Here is a 17169-nt window from a genome sequence, read left to right as displayed (position 1 = left end):
ATTACTCCGCCTCCACTTTTTGAGTGGATGAGTGCTCTAAGGATAAAGGTTCTGTGGATGAGTCCTGTGTTGATGACGGTACAGAAGGTGTTGAGCTATCCATGTCGGCCATGTTCTGTGTATTTTCCATCGCGTGCTCGCCTGCCATATGGGCCATGTCGTGCATACCTTTCATGTCTGCCATGTCAGATGTGTGCTCAGTGCCCATGTGTTCCATGCCTGCGTGCATTTCCATTCCTTCGTGACCTTTCATGCCGTCATGTGAGTCCATGTGCATGTACTGCATCACGATTTGGTCAAACATCCCTTTGCTCACTGAGCCAAAGTATTCAACCGGATTGTATTCACTCGGTTTAGCCAGTGTGGCGTAGGCCGCTGAGTCCAAAGTCTTACCCTGTTGTTTTAACTTGGCCACCCATGCATCGAAGTCGGCAGGTGTTTGAGTGGCAATCGCTTTAAACTTCATGCCCGCAAATCCGGCGCCGCTGTAGTTAGCCGAGATACCGTCGAAGGTGCCTGGCTCGTTAGCGATCAAATGCAATTTAGTAGTCATGCCCGCCATAGAGTAAATCTGGCTGCCTAACTGCGGGATGAAGAAGGAGTTCATCGCAGTGTCAGAGGTGATCTTAAAGTTCACTGGCACATTGGCAGGGAACGCCAACTCATTGACCGATGCCACGCCTTGTTCTGGGTAAATGAATAACCATTTCCAGTCCAGCGACACCACTTCAACCGTGACGGGTTTCGCTTCGTGCACTAAAGGCTTATATGGATCAAGATCATGGGTCGAACCCCAAGTGATCACACCTAGCACTATTACGATCACAATCGGCACTATCCACACTACGGTTTCAATCGCTGTTGAGTGTGCCCATTTAGGCGCATAGATTTCTTGATCACGGCCATCGCGATATTTCCACGCGAAGTACAATGTCATGGCAATCACAGGGATAACAACAATGAGCATGAGTAGGGTGGCGACGATAATCAGGTGTTTTTCATCGATACCGATTTGGCCCTTAGGGTCCAACACACCGCCATCACAACCCGCGAGCATGAGTGCTACTGCCGCGATTGCCGCTTTACTTAATTTTCGAATTAACAAAGGAAGATTCCTCTAACCCTAAGGTTTACAACTCTGCCAAGCGTGAACCGGCAGTCGCACTAAGCGGCGTTATCTGAGCGCAAATCCTGAAATCCAAGAGACATGACACAACAATGTGCAGCCATCCCGACGAAATCGAAGATCCGCTTTCAGCGCTTAATGCTTAATTTGAATTTAAAAACAGAGGGTTAAAATGGTGGGGCGCGACAACCGTGGGCGGTATATTCGAGGGATTTTAGCCTTGGGGGTGCTAAAAAAAGTGAAGCGTTAGTTAAATCGAGATTATTGAAAAATTTGAAGCAGCAGTCGATTAAATGCCATAACTGCAGAATAACGAGGGGGTTGAGCAATAACAGGCTGAGCAGACTGGCGCCGATAAACTCGACTAAAAAGCCATTGCTGAGGCTGATGAGTTCACTAATATCAACACAACCGCCGATTAATACGTATAAAACGTCAGCTACAGGCAGCACAAACAATAACCCGAAAAACAGGGTTAGGTTTGTCATGCTAAAGGTTGAAAACCGAATAATCAGGTTCAATCTTTCAGCAATGAATTGGCTAAGAGCTAATTTCAATTAACGGGTCCGGTTGAACGGGAAAGGGAGTCAGTTGGCAGAACAAAAAATATTCAGCATGCAACTTTTTTATGCGGCAGGAGGATACCAAGAAGCGGCTATTGATTGAAAGCGGATCCCCGTGCGAAAAGACGTTAAGCATTAAAAAAACCTTAATTAAAACCAAATAAAATCAATAAATTTACAAAATTAACTTAAATTTAACTGATTTGGTTCTCATAAATTGGGAATGTGTGAGGCGCTTCATTTATTCGTTTTGGCTAAAGTTGATGTATTGGCGACGGTATGGCGTGGATTGATCCCCCCATGAGCATGTGGGTTTTAGCCAACAGTCGCTTTTATCGGATACGAATGACACTGCTATTTACCCTTGCTCGCCGCACATTGTTGCATGCTGATTTTTGATGCGAGTTAAGTTTGGTTAAGCGGATTTGAGATGGGCATATCAAATAAAAACATCAAGTTAAAACAGTGACAGTGTCAGTCATTTACGCTATTTACATTAGATAAAGCGATTATTAAGCTGTGATTTCACCACAACCTTGATATCTGCTTGAGATTGATCGAGTGACTAGTGCATGATACTTGTTAACATTTAGATGTGCCAGCTTGAAGGACTACACATAAAGTCATTTATTCCATACCTTAAGGTAAACATTTTCATCGCCTTAGCTTACATAATTGTAGGTAAATTAGGCTTGATGATTGCTTTGCCGCCTGGATATTCTGCGGCGATTTGGCCTGCTGCAGGGATTGCTATTGCCGCATGTATCCTATGGAAAGAGTATGTCCCTTGGGTTGGCGTGTTTATCGGTTCGCTGCTGATTAACATCAATATTGGCGGGCATATCCATTGGGGCTGGTTACCCTTTGCTATTTCGATTGGGTCTTGTATACAGGCTGTGCTTTCAGCCCATGTTCTTGGCCGAGTCGATCATTTATTCACCTTAGATAATCCTAATACCGTTATTAAATCCTGCTTGAGCTTAGCCTTAACTTGTATTGTGGCGACCGTTTTTGGCAACAGTGCCTTAGTTATCAACGGTACGATTCCACCATCTGATTTACTGGGAAGTTTAGTGAATTGGTGGACGGGGGATTTGCTCGGCGCAGTGATCTTTATCCCTTTGACTATGTTGCTATTTGATAAGCGGACTATCTGGCGTGCTCGCCGCATTCAGACGGGTGTTCCCCTGCTGGTGGGCTTTTTATTCTGCGTGGGGATTTATTACTACTCGGATATGAACCAGCGCCAACAGTTGCAGGATAAGTTTCAGATCCAATCCAATGCCGTGATTAGCAATATTGAAAGTTTTCAAGATGCTAACCTGCAGCAAATCGTTGCCTTAGCAAGCTTGTTCGATAATAGCGAGCAGGTTTCTGAGGATGAGTTTGTACAGTTTGGCAAACGCAATATGTTGATGAAGGATGGCTTTAGAGCTTGGTCTTGGTCGCCGTTAGTGGCGGCCGCCGATCTACCCAGTTTTGAGGCATCGACCCGCTCAGCTATTGGCGCTCCCTACAAAGTCACGCGGCCTCAAGGCTGGCAAGCTAATGCCGATGGCTGGTTAGTGCCAGTGATGTATATTCAGCCACTCATAGGTAATGAAGCGGCATTGGGATTAGATCTCAATAGTGAACCAATACGAGCCGCTGCCATTGCTAAAGTGCGCGCGACCTTAGCGCCTGTGATGACGGCGAAGATCCAATTAGCACAGGATCCCAATGGCCCAGGTGGTACTTTACTCATTGCGCCCTCGTTCGATCGGCTAGGTAAAATCTCAGGATTTTGTTCAGCTGTGATTGATTTGCAAAGCATTATTAATGATGTTGAGAGCGTAAAGGGATTGCAGTGGAAACTCTCTGACATGAGTGCGGGCAGTGCATTGCTTTACAGCAATACCCAGAAGTCGTTTCCCGCGTTTAGCAGTAAGCTATTTAGCGATAAAACCGGCCAGTATTTTCAAGCAAACCTGCTGCTTGCAGATCGTCATTGGCACATAGTGATTTATCAATCCTATGCTGTGCTGATGGGCGATACTTTTAGCTTATCGCTACTTATGCTGCTCCTCGCCTTTATCACTTGTGCTGTTGTGGGCGGTATGACGCTGGTTTCCTCCGGCGAGCGCCAACGTATTGCCGAGAAAGTGACTGAAAAAACCATGGCCTTGTCGAAGGAAATTGCCCGTCGTCAGGCTTTTCAGGCTACCTTGGTACAAAGCGAACAAAGATATCGTAACTTGTTTGATAAGGCGCCCGTGGGACATGTGCTTAAACGTTTAGATGATGGTCAGTTTGTGGCGATTAACCCCGCATTCGAAGCCATGACGGGTTACTCACTCGATGAGTTAAATCAGCTCGACCCTTGGGATCTCACGCCAAAGCGTTATCAATTAAGTGAAACTGAGCAATTAGAACGCCTAAAGCAAACCCGTCGTTATGGCCCCTATCAGAAGCATTATTTGAATAAGAATGGTCAATTAGTGGCAGTGCGTCTGAACGGTGCGTTAGTCACAGGTGCCGATGGTGAGCAGCTTATTCTCTTTATCGTTGAAGATATTACCGAGCAGGAGCGCACCGTTGCGCGGGTAAATCTATTGGCGCAGGTGTTCCAGCAGAGTGGTGAAGGCATCACTATCATGGATGCCAACGACATTATTGTGGATGTAAATAGTGCGTTTTCTCAGATAACCGGTTATTCCCGAGAAGAAATTATTGGTAAAAACTGCCGCTTTTTAGAGGCCGAGCGTACCGACAAAAATATCGACCCTCAAGTGCGTGCCGCCCTAGAACAAACGGGATTCTGGCAAGGCGAAGTTTGGGACAGACATAAGCATGGTTACGATTTCCCCAAATGGTTGATGATGTCTGTGGTGCGTGATGATGCAGGTGCCGTGAGCCATTACATCGGCAGCTTTACCGATATCAGCGAGCGTAAAGTCAGTGAAGAACGGATTCATTTCCTCGCCCACCATGATTCTTTGACGCTACTGCCTAATCGACTCAGCTTACAGTCGCGCCTCGAAGTGGTTTTCAGGGAGGCGCTGGCATCCGACAGCCAAATTGCCGTGATGTTTATCGACATGGACCACTTTAAAAATATCAACGACACCTTGGGCCATCATGTGGGCGATCAACTCTTGTTAGAAGTTGCGCGGCGTTTGAAAAACATCGTTGGTGATACTGACACTGTGGCACGTCTAGGTGGCGATGAGTTTGTGGTTGCCTTATCTAATACGAACCATGATGAGGTGGCCAGTTTAGCCGAAGCGCTGCGCAGTGGTTTAAGTCAAACCTATGTTATTAACAATCAAGCATTACATTCATCGCCAAGTATAGGCATCAGTTTATTCCCGACCGATGGTGACAGTGTTGAAGCCCTGATGAAAAACGCCGATATGGCCATGTATCGCGCCAAATCGGCGGGGCGCAATAACTATCAATTCTTTACTGCGGCGATGAATACCTTGATCACTGAGCGCCAGCAAATTGAAACTGGCCTGAGGCAAGTGCTCGCTAACGATGAATTACGACTGCATTATCAGCCACAAATTGATATCCGCACTGGGCAAGTGGTCAGTGTCGAAGCTTTAGTTCGCTGGCAACATCCTGAATTTGGCATGGTAGCGCCAGACCGCTTTATTCCCATCGCCGAAGAGATCGACATGATCATTCCTATCGGCCAATGGGTGTTAGAAACCGCCATGGCGCAGCTTGCCGCTTGGCGCGCTGCGGGTGCGACCGAGCTGCGAATGGCGGTGAATCTGTCGGCGCATCAACTCCGCAAAGATAGCATTGTCGCCGATATCACCAATGTGCTTTTAAAGCATAAGTTGGGCAAAGGAGCATTGGAGCTCGAAATCACCGAGAGTGTGGCGATGCAATATCCTGAGCAGAATGCGCGCCTGTTAGCGGAATTGCGCCAGCATGGTATCGAACTTGCGATTGATGATTTCGGCACGGGTTATTCCTCGTTATCCTATTTGAAACTCTTGCCCTTAGACAGATTGAAGCTCGACCGCTCCTTTGTGAAGGATATTGAAAGCGATCCGAACGATGCCGCTATCAGTGCTGCGACCATTTCTATGTCCCATGAGTTGGGGTTAACTGTGGTGGCCGAAGGGGTTGAAAACGAGGCGCAATTGGTATTATTGTCGAGCATGGGGTGCGACTTAGTGCAAGGGTTTTACTTTAGTAAACCCTTAGCGGCAGAAGAGTGTTTCCGCTTTATCCAGCGTAATTTATAACGGCAGAGTGTTGCTGTTTTTCTAATGCTGGCGCAGAGTTGGACTATACTTGAGTTCGCATTATGTATGCGTTAATCGAAATACTAAGGATGGTTTTATGCAAGTCATCTTCACCAAAGGAACCCAGCGTTATGGTCAGTTGCGCTGCGTGCGCATGGACGGTAGTGCGACCCAAACCCAAATGCCGGAACAAGGCATTGCTCCCCACGATATGATCCATTATGTGGTTGAAAAACGTCTGCATATTCAAGGTGCTTTCTTCTCGCTGGTCAGAGCTGGCGCCGATATCAGCTTCGCCTTGGAACATAATGAAACCTCCCGCGCCATCGCAGATAAAACGGAAGTGTGGCAAACCGAATCCATAGTCGAGACCTTGCAGTCACTACTCTGGTCGGGTGAAACGCCAACCTATGACGGCTTTATTTATCTGTTAGAGCAAGCCTGCAACAGCCGAGACTTAGCCGTTCCAACCGTTAGCCAATCGGACTTTGAGCATATTCTTAATGAGATTATGGAGTTGAGTATTGAGTGGCAGGGAATGGGTGAAGGTCAGTCCCTGACCTTGAAGTTTTAAGCGGTTTAAAAATAAGCCATTTAACAACAACTGATTTAAAAAAAAAGAGCGCAGTTAACTGCGCTCTTTGTGTTACTGCGGCCATAGCGGGATCATTCCCTATGACGGCGTTCTTGGCTTTGAGTTGAGCGACCTTGGTTATGTTCTACCGAGCGAGCGGTTTGCGCATTTTGGCGGGGCTCACTTTGTCTCACTCTCACGTCTTCGCGTTGTCTTGGCGCTGCTTGTCTTGGTTGTTCAATACGTTGCGGTTCTGCGCGTCTTGTCTCAGGTCGTGGCGTTTCAACTCTTGGGGTCACAGTTCTTGGGTTTTCTTGCCTTTGTGGCTGCGTCCTTTGTTGATCGACAGTACGCGGCTGTGACTCCCGAGTTTGATATTGCCTTTGCTGCGGCTCCCTCGATGGCATTGGCTTTGACTGCACGGGTCTCGATTGCGCGTCATTGCGATCCTTGTGAGTCGGCGTTTGTACCATAGCCGCGGTGCGACGTTCCTTTAACTCGGCCTGCGTTTTTTGATAACTCGGTGCGCGGTTATCACGTTCACGACTGGCGCTATGATAGTCCTTACTGTCACGACTCTTATGACCCTGATTACTCATATTACCTTGATTGCTATGGGTATCTTGGCGTTCTTTTGACTTCGAATATTGGCTATTGAAGTGTTGCTTGCTGCTGCTAGAGTATGAATCTCTACCGCGATACTTATTTTCGTTGTAATAGCGTTGCTTCACGACGGGGTTGTGGTAACTCACGCCGCGTCTATGTTCGGGTTTATGTTTCCAAGGCTGGGCACCATAGCTGACAGTGTATCTTTCACGTGGGCGATAGCGGTGTGAATGGCGATAGTCGATCACGACCACTTTATGGTTGTGCCAGTGGAATGAACTGAAGAAGTAATTAAAGGAAATATGGATGCCCGGTGACCAGTAGAAATGATTATGGCTTGGACGATAGGGATAGCCAGCATAGCCGCCAAATTCCCAATAAACCGGTGGATAAGCCACACCCCAGCGCCATGTGCCATAAACTACACGCGGATCGTAATAGGGCACGTAGACGATTTCTCGCTTAACGGGTTCTATGATGATCTGATTGTTGGCGCGGGTGATCGCCATGTTATCCATGTCTGCTAAGCTGTTCGCTTTATCAGCCTGCTGTCTTAGGGATTGAATGCTGTTCATCACTTGGCCTTCATCTTCTAAGAAGGCTTCACCGAGTCTTTGAGTCCAGTCGAGATCTTCACTCATTTTTTGCAGCAGCGTCGGAAAGGCCAGCAAAGCTTTGACGCTCGGGTCCCAGTCTTGATCTTCGGCCTGCGACATCAGTTGATCGACCGATGATTTGGGGCGCTGGGTTAACCAACGCTGTGCCTGCACGATTTCGAGTGGATAAGTTGAGGCAATAAGTATGTGGGTCAATAAACTATCGGGATACAGGGCAATAGGCGCCAGCATTTGTTCGAGTTCGGCTTGGCTTGCCGCAGTGCTCGAGCCTTGGCTCACAGATACGCCCGCAGCTTGTGCTGTAGTAGTGAAAGGCAAGGCTGCTAATGCTGCCGTTAACACTAGCCAATTCCATCGATGTTGTCTGTTCATGGTTTGCTCCAATAATCCTGTTCGAGGATGTTATGGGCATCATAGGCGCTTGAATATGAACATAAGCTGAAAGCATTTTGCGGTTAAAAAGTTATGTTTAACCGCAATGTAGGAGGGGGTTTAAATTTATGATATTGAAATTAATGGTTAAATAGAATGTACGAAACTAATGCTGAACTTGGCGCCGCCCAAGGTTTCTGAACGTGAGACTGAAATTCTGCCGTTATAGCTGTCGACTAAATCGCGCACGATCGCAAGCCCAATACCATTACCCTGATGATAGGAGTCGGCGCGAATGCCGCGTTCAAAGATTTGATTTTGCAGCGCTTCACTGATCCCAGGCCCATCATCTTCGATGCAGATAAGCAGTTGATAGGCATCGCCGGTCACGGTTAATTTAACTGTGGACTTTGCCGCTTTGCAGGCGTTGTCGAGCACGTTACCGAGAATTTCCGTGAGATCCGCTTCATCACCTTTGAATACTGCTGCGTCTGCCATCTCGCCGCTGAGATTGATTTGCGGCTCACGATAAATTTTAGCTAAGGTGCGTAATAACTTAGCGGCGACTTCATCGACGCGAATGCCTAAATGCCACGAGGCCGCCGCTGCGGTTTGGGCACGTTTTAGCTGGTGGCCAATAATGCGGCTGATCACCGACACTTGCTCGCTGGAGGCTTCGCTTAAGTCGGCCTGACTCTTGATCACCGCCAGCGGTGTTTTGAGGCTGTGAGCAAGATCGGCCAAGGCATTACGGTAGCGTTTGCGTTGGGTTTGCTCGGTATTGAGCAAAATATTGAGCTGCCGCGCAACCGCTTGTAATTCAGTGGGGTACTGACTACTTAGCTGCATCGACTTACCTTGCTCGACGGAATGTAATTCTTGGGTAAAGCGCGCCAATGGCCGCAGCGTCCACACTAGCCAGCTCAGTTGGAACACCAGCATGACGAACATTAAGATTAGCAGCCAAGTCCAAAGCTGTTGATTAAATTGATCGATTTGCTGCTGAAATTCGCGCTCGTCCTTAATGATGTGAATCGTCACTGGCACGTTTTGATTTTGGCTGGCAAAACTGACGCTAAAGCTATAAATCAAATGGGGTTGTTCGGCGAGCTCGATTTGCTCAAAGGCACTTTGACCCGTTGCTGGGATGGTAAAATGCGGCGGTGGCACCATGCCCATAAAAGATTGCGAGTGCCACACGATCGTTTGTTTGCCGCTGGCATCTTCAGTGGTCGCAATGGCATACAGCCCTGATTGAATGAGGTTAAAACGATTTTCGAGTACTAATTCTGGGATAGAGATTTGTTTATTCTCGACTTCAGTCACCGCGAGTATCGAATAGACATAGGCGCTGAGTTCATTTTTGGTCGCGCTTTTAACTTGTTCGGTAAAGGCATCGTTTAAGGCAACGCCGATCAAAGGTAATAACACTAAGATAAACAATAGCGCGCTAATCACTAAGCGCGCTTTAAGGGAGTTCAATACTTGCCACGCCATGGCGCGTTTACTCATCGGCAGTTGGCTCGGGCGTTAACGCTTTTAGGCGATAACCTTGGCCGCGCAGGGTTTCAATCAGGTTGTATTGATTATCAGGGTCGAGCTTTTTGCGTAACCTGCGGATAAAGACTTCGATGACGTTAGAATCTAAATCAAAATCCTGATCGTAGATGTGCTCTGTGAGGACGGTTTTGGATTTCACTTCACCCTGATGCAGCATAAAAAATTCGAATAACTTGTATTCAGAGCCGCTGAGGTTAACCAGTTCTTCGCCTTTACGCACTTCTAAGCTGCTGGTATTTAGGCTAAAGGGACCGTTATAAATCAAAGGGCTGGCCTTGCCAGCAGAGCGACGGATCAGGGCTTTTAGCCGCGCGACCAGTTCTTGGGGATGAAAAGGTTTCGTCAGGTAGTCGTCGGCACCAGCGTCGAGTCCTTCCACCTTATCTTGCCAACTGTCCCTCGCGGTTAAAATCAGGATTGGGAAGTCGCGTTCCTGTTCGCGCACGCTGCGGATAAGCGCGATACCATCGAGTTTAGGCAAACCAACATCGATTATCGCCGCATCATAGTTGTATTCGAGTGCTTGAAATAAGCCTTCTTCACCATCGCTCGCCACATCGATACTGTAATGGGCATCGAGCAGATGTTGTTTTAAGTTAGCCTGCAGTTCTAAATCATCTTCAACCAATAACAATCGCATAGTTAATTCCTCGACACTCGGCCAGTTGCGGCATCCACTGAGACTGAAAACACTTGGCCGTCATTATTGAGGAGCTTAACCCGATACCCTGAGCCGCTGGATTGCACGCTCAGTACCTTGCCTTGATATTGGCGTTGCACCATAGCTACAGCTTGATCTGGGCTATTGACCGCCAGACGGCGCTGCTCATTCTTCGCACCTTGGTTGCGATCATTCTGTCTATCATTGCCTGCCATGCTGCCAAAGGAGGCCAATAAGCAAGCGATTAGGGCCAATGTCAAACCAAGTTTCATATCTGGTACCCGCAATGTTCGGCGATCTTAAGCTAATGGGTGAGATGGATAACTTATCGAGTCGACTAAGAATACCTCATCACCTTAACAAACACATAGAGATCAGCCAATTGGTTGGCACAATTCCATCAAAATTAACTTTGGTAGTCATTTTGTTATTCGTGACAGAACTGAAGCTCTGTCAGCGATTCTATTCCTATGCTCGCATTCAATATGCCCTAGTGTCGGCTAATCCAGATGAACTAAGGCTGAACGTATTGTCGCGTTAAGAACACTAAATGTTGATGTTCAGCTTATGTTCACCTTCATTGCACTTTAATGGCTCCAATTTGAACGGGTTATCCATGGGGTATTCAAGATGAACACACTCAATAAACAAGGTATGGCAGCCACAGTTAACAGTCAGGTTAACACCCATTTCGTTAAAGCGACGGCCATTGCCGCGCTGTTTTTAGCGTCCGCTGCCGTCAGCGCTCAGCCCCGCGAACTGGAATCATCGCAAAGCTTAACGCCATTTACTGCGGCCAGTGTCGGCATTGCCAAAAAAGCTGAAAACAGCGAGCAAGCAGCCGAGCAGGAACAGCAAGCTTTAGCCCTGTTACAACAAGCTGCGCCCGCAAAAAATGTCACTGAAGCCGCTGCTGCAGCCGTTAAATCCTTGGCGCCCGCGTTATCGTCTAAAGCACCGACGGCAAACCGCGTGCAACTAATGGGCGCATCGCCGATGACGCGTGAGCAAGTGACTGCTAAACATGCGAGCCAAGGCATGCCGAGTTCGAGCGCGACTAGTGAAGATCCCTACCGCGCCCCTGTGTATCACAGCTTTTCGATTTTTGATGCCAGCAGTCGTTTGTTCGAAGACTTTGACTACGATGGGTTCTATCAAACCTTTAGCGTGACCTTCGACGTCGATGTTAACGGCGCGTATCTTAATGAAAGAGCTGACTTATTTGCCGAGCTGTATCTCAGTCGTGATGGCGGCCCTTGGGTGCATTACTACACCACGGACGTGTTTACTATTTATGGCGATTCAACACAGGACGATTATGAAGTGCTGACCACGCTCTACACGGGTTATGCGACGGACCACTACGATGTGCTAATCGATGTGTACGAAGTGGGTTACAGCGACATTGTCGCGACCATTAGTGCCGATGAAACCGATGGTTTGTATGCACTGCCACTGGAAAGTAGCGATCGAGACAGAGAGCCTGATGTCATCGTCGTCGAAGAAAGTGGCGGTAGCTTATCGGTATTGGGTCTGTTGTTCCTCGGTTTGTGTGCTGGGCTGCGGATGAATCGTACTCGCGGCTAATCACCCTTTTTTCTCTCTGTGTTTATCTCAGGTAAATAGGGCTAGTATGGTCAGGTTAATTTAACTAAATGGAGATAAATATGATTGCTCAAGGTCAAACATTACCAGCAGCTACATTAGGCCAACTAACGAAAGATGGCATGGTGAATCACCAAGTTACTGAACTGTTCGCTGGTAAAAAAGTGGTATTGTTTGCTGTACCCGGTGCTTTTACTCCGACCTGTTCTGAAGCGCATTTACCAGGCTATGTCGTATTAGCCGATCAATTTAAAGCGAAAGGCGTGGATTTGATTGCCTGTGTTGCTGTGAACGATGCCTTCGTGATGAAAGCGTGGGGCGAAGCGCAAAATGCCTCTGAATTGATGATGCTAGCCGATGGCGATGCCAGTTTTACTAAAGCCTTAGGCTTAGAAATGGACACTGCAGGTTTTGGTGGCGTGCGTTCACAACGTTACGCCATGATCATAGATAACGGCGTAGTGACTCTGCTGAATGTTGAAGAGCCAAAGGCTTTTGAAGCCAGTAAAGCCGAAGTGGTTTTAGCTGCACTGTAATGATTAAGGTCCGAACGTAATCGGACATCAAAATAAATGGGAGCTTAGGCTCCCATTTTTATTGGTATTTTAGTGGGTTAAGCGGCCCGCGACTGTGGCGGTAAGTTACCAGTATCGGCAATGCCTAAACTGGTTTCAATGTCTTCGACGCTCTGCTGCACTTCTTGGGCAATGACTTCACTCTGTTGTGAACTGGTTTGCGCCTGTTCTTTTAAGCTATCCATAGTGCGCACAAATTGATCGAGATAATCGACTTGCTCCTTGGCATTGAGCGAGCCTTGTTTAGCAGTATTGGCCATGTCGCTCGCTTGGTTTTGCACCGTTTGCGCCACTTGCCATAGGCTCTGAGCACGCAGTTTTTGACTGCTGGTGGCCTGTGCTATGCCATCGACACTCTCACTGAGGGCATGATTCGATTGGGTCAGTTGCTGCAGAATCTTCACGATTTCGTTTAAAGACACTTGGGTGCGCTGACTTAAATTTCGCACTTCATCGGCCACCACGGCAAAGCCGCGACCTTGCTCTCCCGCCCGCGCAGCTTCAATGGCGGCATTGAGGGCAAGTAAGTTAGTTTGTTCGGCGATATTGCCAATTACATCAATGATTTTCGACACATCCGTCACTGAGTTATTCAGACTTTCGAGGGAAGCATGGCAAAGGCCAACGGCGGTTTGCGTCTGCTCAGTTGCGTTGAGTACGGCCTCGGCTTCAGTTTGGCTCGACTGCATTTGGCGCATGGTTTCGGCGGCGCTGTCTTCCACGAGTGCCGAAGTGTGGCTCACCTCATTGGCGAGGCTGCGGATATGTTCGGTTTGTGTTTGCGTATCGGCCACAATCGTCTGAGTGTGCTCTGTGTGCTGCGATAGCTGAGTAATGCGCGCAACCAGTTGGCTTAATGATTGAGAAACCTTAGTGATTTGCTGGCGTTGTGCCTCGTCTTCCTGTTCAAACCTTTGCAGCAACTGGTTGAAATGACCTGCGATTTGGCCCGTCTCGCAGCGCCGATTAATGTCTAAACGCTCGCGGCTGTTCGATTCGCTTAGTTTCATAAAGGCTTGGTTGAGGCGTTTTAGTGGTTTGACGACGCGATTTTGCTGCAGGATTAAATAACCTATAGCAAACAAGGCCATGATTGAAACCATAGTGTAGAGGATCAGCTGTAGCTCATATTTCAGCTGCTGATTCTTCGCTGCCTGAGCCTCACCTAAGCCAATAAGTTGTTGTTCCACATTGCTAATCGCTTGAATGAGTTGGTCTTGCATCTCTTGGTTGGCTTGCAGCAATTGGTGGGTATTGGCGACTTCTTTATTGTATCGATTGGCGAGACTCAGCAGTTCACTACGGTCACTTTCGCCGACTTCAACCTGTTCCGGTTCGCTGGCACCGAGGGCAAATTCATCGGCTTCTTGCTGCTCATATACACCGATTAACGGCAGTGCGCTGAGTGCGTCGTGCCACGTATTGAGCTCTTTGCTGGTGCTGTCTAAAATGCCCTTGAGTTGCTGATTTTTGCCGATGAGGTAGCCATCGGTTAGCTGGGAAAGTTGGTAGACGATGGAAGGTAAATCGCGGCTCAATTGCAGATATTGTTCGGCGACCGCCGCATTTGTGGTTAAGCCTTTATCGGCATAACTGCCCAGACGACGGTTATAGTCGAGCATTTCAGATTCGGCGTGGGCCAGCAGTTGCCTAGGATTGCCAGCGAGTTTACCCGCGGCGCGGTACTTGGTATCTAAATCTTGAATGAAGCTGCTGAGACTTGCTTGCAAGTCATTATCGGTAGCGCCCATGGTAGCGAGATTAAGCTCTGTAAGCTGGTTCTTAATGGCGCTGAGTTTAGTTTTCGCTTGTTCAAGTTGGCTAGCGTTGCCGCTCGCGAGATAGCCGTCGAGATCGCGGCGTACGCCGACGAGGAAGTCTTCTTGTATGCTTTGCAGTGTGAGTGTTTGCTGTTCTATATTTTGTCGCTGATCACTGCTCCACAGCACTACGGCCGCCAATAATCCCGCGAGCAATAACAACAGGGCAGAAGCAGAGAGCGACAGCGTTGAAATTTTCATTTTGCAATCTTCATAATTGTCAGAGCCAGTTAACTGTTCTGAGTTTATGAATTTAGCGTGACACTAATATGACAAGCACCAACATGAATGTCAGCGTTGTCATTTGATTTGCCGATATGTGATCTCGCGTTATTCCAGCGGCAGCCACACTTGGGCCCTTAAACCGCCTTCGGCGCGGTTGGAGAGGGTGACTTGCCCTTGGTGTCTATCGATAATCCGTTTGATGATGGCGAGGCCTAGGCCTGAACCGACACTGCCACGGGCGATATCACCTTGGGTAAAGGGTTGAAATAGTTTGGTAATTTGTGACTCGTCGATTCCTGGGCCATTATCTTCAACACTAAAACCGATACGTTTGCCATCGAACTGCGAGCTAATGCGGATCCAGCCAGAACCATAGCGAAAAGCATTTTCGACTAAGTTACTCAGTACCCGCTTTATGGCAATCGCTTGGAATTGAGCTTCTGGGCAGTCAGTTAACACCACTTCAATTTCGCCGGCGCGATTGGCCTCTGCTTGAGCGACATCTTGAATGAGTTTATTGATTTGGCCTAGCTCACGGCTGGTTTCCTGATCTTGGCGAATATACGCAATAAACTGGCTGATGATGGCGTCCATATCTTCGATATCATTGACTATGCCATCTTTAAGATATTGATCTTCTTCAACCATCATCTCAGAAGCGAGCCGAATACGGGTGAGCGGCGTGCGCAAGTCGTGGGAAATCCCCGCCATCAATAGCGCTCTGTCCTGCTCCAGTTGTTTCATGCTGTGCGCCATCTGGTTGAAGGCGTTAGTCACTTCGACAATTTCACTCGAACCATTCAGCGGCAAGGGCTCGGGGAATTCACCGCGGGAAACGGCAATCGCGGCTTTTTGTAGTCGTCTAAGTGGGCGGTTTTGTTGGCGGGCAAACCACCAACCCCCAGCGACGCTGAGGGCACCAATGACCATTAAATAGAGGGTGAGCGGCGAAAGGTCTGAAACATTTTGGCCAATTAGCGGCACTTTTATCCAAATCGAGGGCGCCTGTGGCGGACGGATCCAAATCTGCAATACGCTGCCGTGGGTGACACGCACTTCGGCGTCGCCGCCGAGATATTCCGACATCTGCGCCGACCAGAAACCATAGTAAGTCGCTTGCTCAATACCGGCTTCGCGCGCTTGCTGTTGATTGTAGATCTTCATGCCATCGTCGTGGACTTTGGCATTGAGGGCGTCGACTATGGTTAAGTGCTCACGGCCAATATCTATGCCATCGACAAACAGTAATTTGACTTGGCGAGCAATTAACTGATTGATTTGTTGGTAGCTTGGCTTAAGCACATAGACGGCAACCGTGACGTAAGACACCAGCTGATTGATCAGTAATAGACAACCAATCAGCATCACGGTTTGGCTAAACGCGCTGCGAGGCACAAACCGCCACCAAAACTTAGGTTTCATCGGGGGCTCAATAACTGCAGCAGATTAAGATGGCAACGCGGCTCATCGACGCGCTGCGCCATCGGGCACAAACACATAACCTAATCCCCACACAGTTTGAATGTAGCGCGGATTCGCAGGGTCTTTTTCGATTAAACGCCGCAGACGTGACACTTGCACGTCGATGGAGCGTTCTAGCGCCGAATAATCGCGGCCACGGGCGAGGTTCATCAATTTATCCCGAGACAAGGGCTCGCGTGGATGGGTAACGAGCACTTTAAGCACGGCAAACTCACCGCTGGTGAGCGCAATCGATTCGTCGCCGTGGTACATCTCACGGGTGGCTAAATCCAGCGAAAACTCACCGAAGCTGATCTGCGCTTCCTGCTGGGCGGGCGCACCGGGCACATCTTGGGTTTGGCGACGCATCACGGCTTTGATCCGTGCGAGCAATTCCCGTGGATTAAAAGGTTTTGGCAGATAATCGTCGGCGCCTAACTCTAGGCCAATAATACGGTCGACTTCATCGCCCTTGGCCGTCAGCATCACGATAGGAATAGGATTACCTTGCTGGCGCAAACGGCGGCAGATAGATAGGCCATCTTCACCGGGTAACATCAAGTCGAGCACGAGTAGATGGAAGTTTTCGCGTTCTAATAGGCGGTCCATCTGCTCGGCATTGGCCGCGCTGCGCACCTGATAACCTTGCTCCATCAGGTAACGCTCGAGTAACGCTCGTAGGCGCATATCATCATCGACGACGAGGATTTTCGAGGTTTCTTGTCCCATGGGATGTCCTTTAATTGCTCAGATTGGTGCTTATTCTACTGACGAGAAACAGTTAAGATTAACCAACTGACTGAAATTGAAAACGAATCTGCCTAATATAGCCGCATTCAACCTAGGCGACTAGCTCACCTTAGTGGCTTGAATGCGATAAATGCTGACATTTATTGCCCAATGTTAATACTAAGCAAATGAAATTGCATGGGAATACTCGCGTTTATTCACGCCAAGGGTGAAATTGTAACTAAATGGGCATCAGCAACTTTTGGCGCATTTATCCTTTGTTGCCACTCGCTGAGTGGCAAAAGGATTTTTATTGTCATCCCAAAACCACCGCCTCTGGCGGTGGTGATTGTTCCTTGAGGCTATAGCCTGAATTACGCCCATGCTAAAAGAGACTTCTTATTCACCACAAGTAAGAGGAGACGAAAAGCATG

General features: G+C 48.3%; 13 protein-coding genes. 4 read left to right on the top strand and 9 right to left on the bottom strand.

Annotated elements, in window-relative coordinates; genetic code table 11:
* Position 1 precedes the first annotated feature (1 nt).
* Entirely contained in the window at positions 2 to 1105 is a 1104-nt protein-coding gene (gene cyoA, locus MO387_RS06700) for a ubiquinol oxidase subunit II (RefSeq protein ID WP_107949913.1), read from the bottom strand.
* A gap of 188 nt (positions 1106 to 1293) precedes the next feature.
* The gene (locus MO387_RS06695; protein ID WP_106649000.1) at positions 1294 to 1683 is read right to left on the bottom strand and encodes a hypothetical protein; all 390 of its coding nucleotides are present in this window, start codon (positions 1681 to 1683) and stop codon (positions 1294 to 1296) included.
* Between the two features lie 599 nt (positions 1684 to 2282).
* Here MO387_RS06695 and MO387_RS06690 point away from each other — a divergent pair.
* Entirely contained in the window at positions 2283 to 5930 is a 3648-nt protein-coding gene (locus MO387_RS06690; RefSeq protein ID WP_107949911.1) for an EAL domain-containing protein, read from the top strand.
* 97 nt (positions 5931 to 6027) lie between these two features.
* Entirely contained in the window at positions 6028 to 6504 is a 477-nt protein-coding gene (locus MO387_RS06685; protein ID WP_107949909.1) for a cytoplasmic protein, read from the top strand.
* A gap of 92 nt (positions 6505 to 6596) precedes the next feature.
* Here the strand turns inward: MO387_RS06685 and MO387_RS06680 are convergent, their stop codons facing one another.
* The 4 genes from MO387_RS06680 to MO387_RS06665 all read right to left on the bottom strand — a co-directional run bounded on the left by MO387_RS06680 (position 6597) and on the right by MO387_RS06665 (position 10592).
* Positions 6597 to 8099, bottom strand: coding sequence for a DUF3300 domain-containing protein (locus tag MO387_RS06680; protein WP_107949907.1), 1503 nt, complete (start codon positions 8097 to 8099; stop codon positions 6597 to 6599).
* A gap of 147 nt (positions 8100 to 8246) precedes the next feature.
* Complete coding sequence (locus tag MO387_RS06675) at positions 8247 to 9611, bottom strand: ATP-binding protein (RefSeq protein WP_107949904.1); 1365 nt, start codon at positions 9609 to 9611, stop codon at positions 8247 to 8249.
* Entirely contained in the window at positions 9604 to 10299 is a 696-nt protein-coding gene (locus MO387_RS06670; protein WP_006079500.1) for a response regulator transcription factor, read from the bottom strand. Before MO387_RS06670 ends, MO387_RS06675 begins: the two co-directional genes overlap by 8 nt.
* Positions 10300 to 10301: 2 nt before the next feature.
* Positions 10302 to 10592: a PepSY domain-containing protein gene (locus MO387_RS06665; protein WP_012588852.1), complete on the bottom strand. Its 291-nt coding sequence runs from the start codon at positions 10590 to 10592 to the stop codon at positions 10302 to 10304.
* 358 nt (positions 10593 to 10950) lie between these two features.
* On the opposite strand from MO387_RS06665, the gene MO387_RS06660 reads away from it, so the two are divergent.
* A complete protein-coding gene (locus tag MO387_RS06660; RefSeq protein ID WP_107949898.1) occupies positions 10951 to 11907 on the top strand; it encodes a choice-of-anchor H family protein in 957 nt (318 codons plus the stop codon).
* A gap of 80 nt (positions 11908 to 11987) precedes the next feature.
* Complete coding sequence (locus MO387_RS06655; protein ID WP_006079504.1) at positions 11988 to 12461, top strand: peroxiredoxin; 474 nt, start codon at positions 11988 to 11990, stop codon at positions 12459 to 12461.
* Positions 12462 to 12538: 77 nt separating this feature from the next.
* On the opposite strand, the gene MO387_RS06650 is transcribed toward MO387_RS06655, so the two are convergent.
* The 3 genes from MO387_RS06650 to ompR form a co-directional block, all read right to left on the bottom strand.
* Positions 12539 to 14521, bottom strand: a complete 1983-nt coding sequence (locus tag MO387_RS06650) for a methyl-accepting chemotaxis protein (protein ID WP_107949895.1) — start codon at positions 14519 to 14521, stop codon at positions 12539 to 12541.
* 129 nt (positions 14522 to 14650) lie between these two features.
* Complete coding sequence (envZ, locus tag MO387_RS06645; protein WP_107949893.1) at positions 14651 to 15967, bottom strand: two-component system sensor histidine kinase EnvZ; 1317 nt, start codon at positions 15965 to 15967, stop codon at positions 14651 to 14653.
* Positions 15968 to 16009: 42 nt separating this feature from the next.
* Entirely contained in the window at positions 16010 to 16735 is a 726-nt protein-coding gene (gene ompR, locus MO387_RS06640; protein WP_006079507.1) for a two-component system response regulator OmpR, read from the bottom strand.
* Positions 16736 to 17169 lie beyond the last annotated feature (434 nt).

The sequence above is a fragment of the Shewanella sp. N2AIL genome, assembly GCF_022690845.1.
GTDB lineage: Bacteria > Pseudomonadota > Gammaproteobacteria > Enterobacterales > Shewanellaceae > Shewanella > Shewanella baltica.
Note: the sequence above shows the minus strand (reverse complement) of the source record. Positions and strands in the feature narration are given on the sequence as shown.

What these genes read in the sequence shown, in the direction of transcription:
- MO387_RS06690 (WP_107949911.1), top strand. Translation starts at nt 2,283, where the DNA reads ATGTGCCAGCTTGAAGGACTACACATAAAGTCATTTATTCCATACCTT.
- MO387_RS06685 (WP_107949909.1), top strand. Translation starts at nt 6,028, where the DNA reads ATGCAAGTCATCTTCACCAAAGGAACCCAGCGTTATGGTCAGTTGCGC.
- MO387_RS06680 (WP_107949907.1), bottom strand. Translation starts at nt 8,099, where the DNA reads ATGAACAGACAACATCGATGGAATTGGCTAGTGTTAACGGCAGCATTA.
- MO387_RS06675 (WP_107949904.1), bottom strand. Translation starts at nt 9,611, where the DNA reads ATGAGTAAACGCGCCATGGCGTGGCAAGTATTGAACTCCCTTAAAGCG.
- MO387_RS06670 (WP_006079500.1), bottom strand. Translation starts at nt 10,299, where the DNA reads ATGCGATTGTTATTGGTTGAAGATGATTTAGAACTGCAGGCTAACTTA.
- MO387_RS06665 (WP_012588852.1), bottom strand. Translation starts at nt 10,592, where the DNA reads ATGAAACTTGGTTTGACATTGGCCCTAATCGCTTGCTTATTGGCCTCC.
- MO387_RS06660 (WP_107949898.1), top strand. Translation starts at nt 10,951, where the DNA reads ATGAACACACTCAATAAACAAGGTATGGCAGCCACAGTTAACAGTCAG.
- MO387_RS06655 (WP_006079504.1), top strand. Translation starts at nt 11,988, where the DNA reads ATGATTGCTCAAGGTCAAACATTACCAGCAGCTACATTAGGCCAACTA.
- MO387_RS06650 (WP_107949895.1), bottom strand. Translation starts at nt 14,521, where the DNA reads ATGAAAATTTCAACGCTGTCGCTCTCTGCTTCTGCCCTGTTGTTATTG.
- envZ (WP_107949893.1), bottom strand. Translation starts at nt 15,967, where the DNA reads ATGAAACCTAAGTTTTGGTGGCGGTTTGTGCCTCGCAGCGCGTTTAGC.
- ompR (WP_006079507.1), bottom strand. Translation starts at nt 16,735, where the DNA reads ATGGGACAAGAAACCTCGAAAATCCTCGTCGTCGATGATGATATGCGC.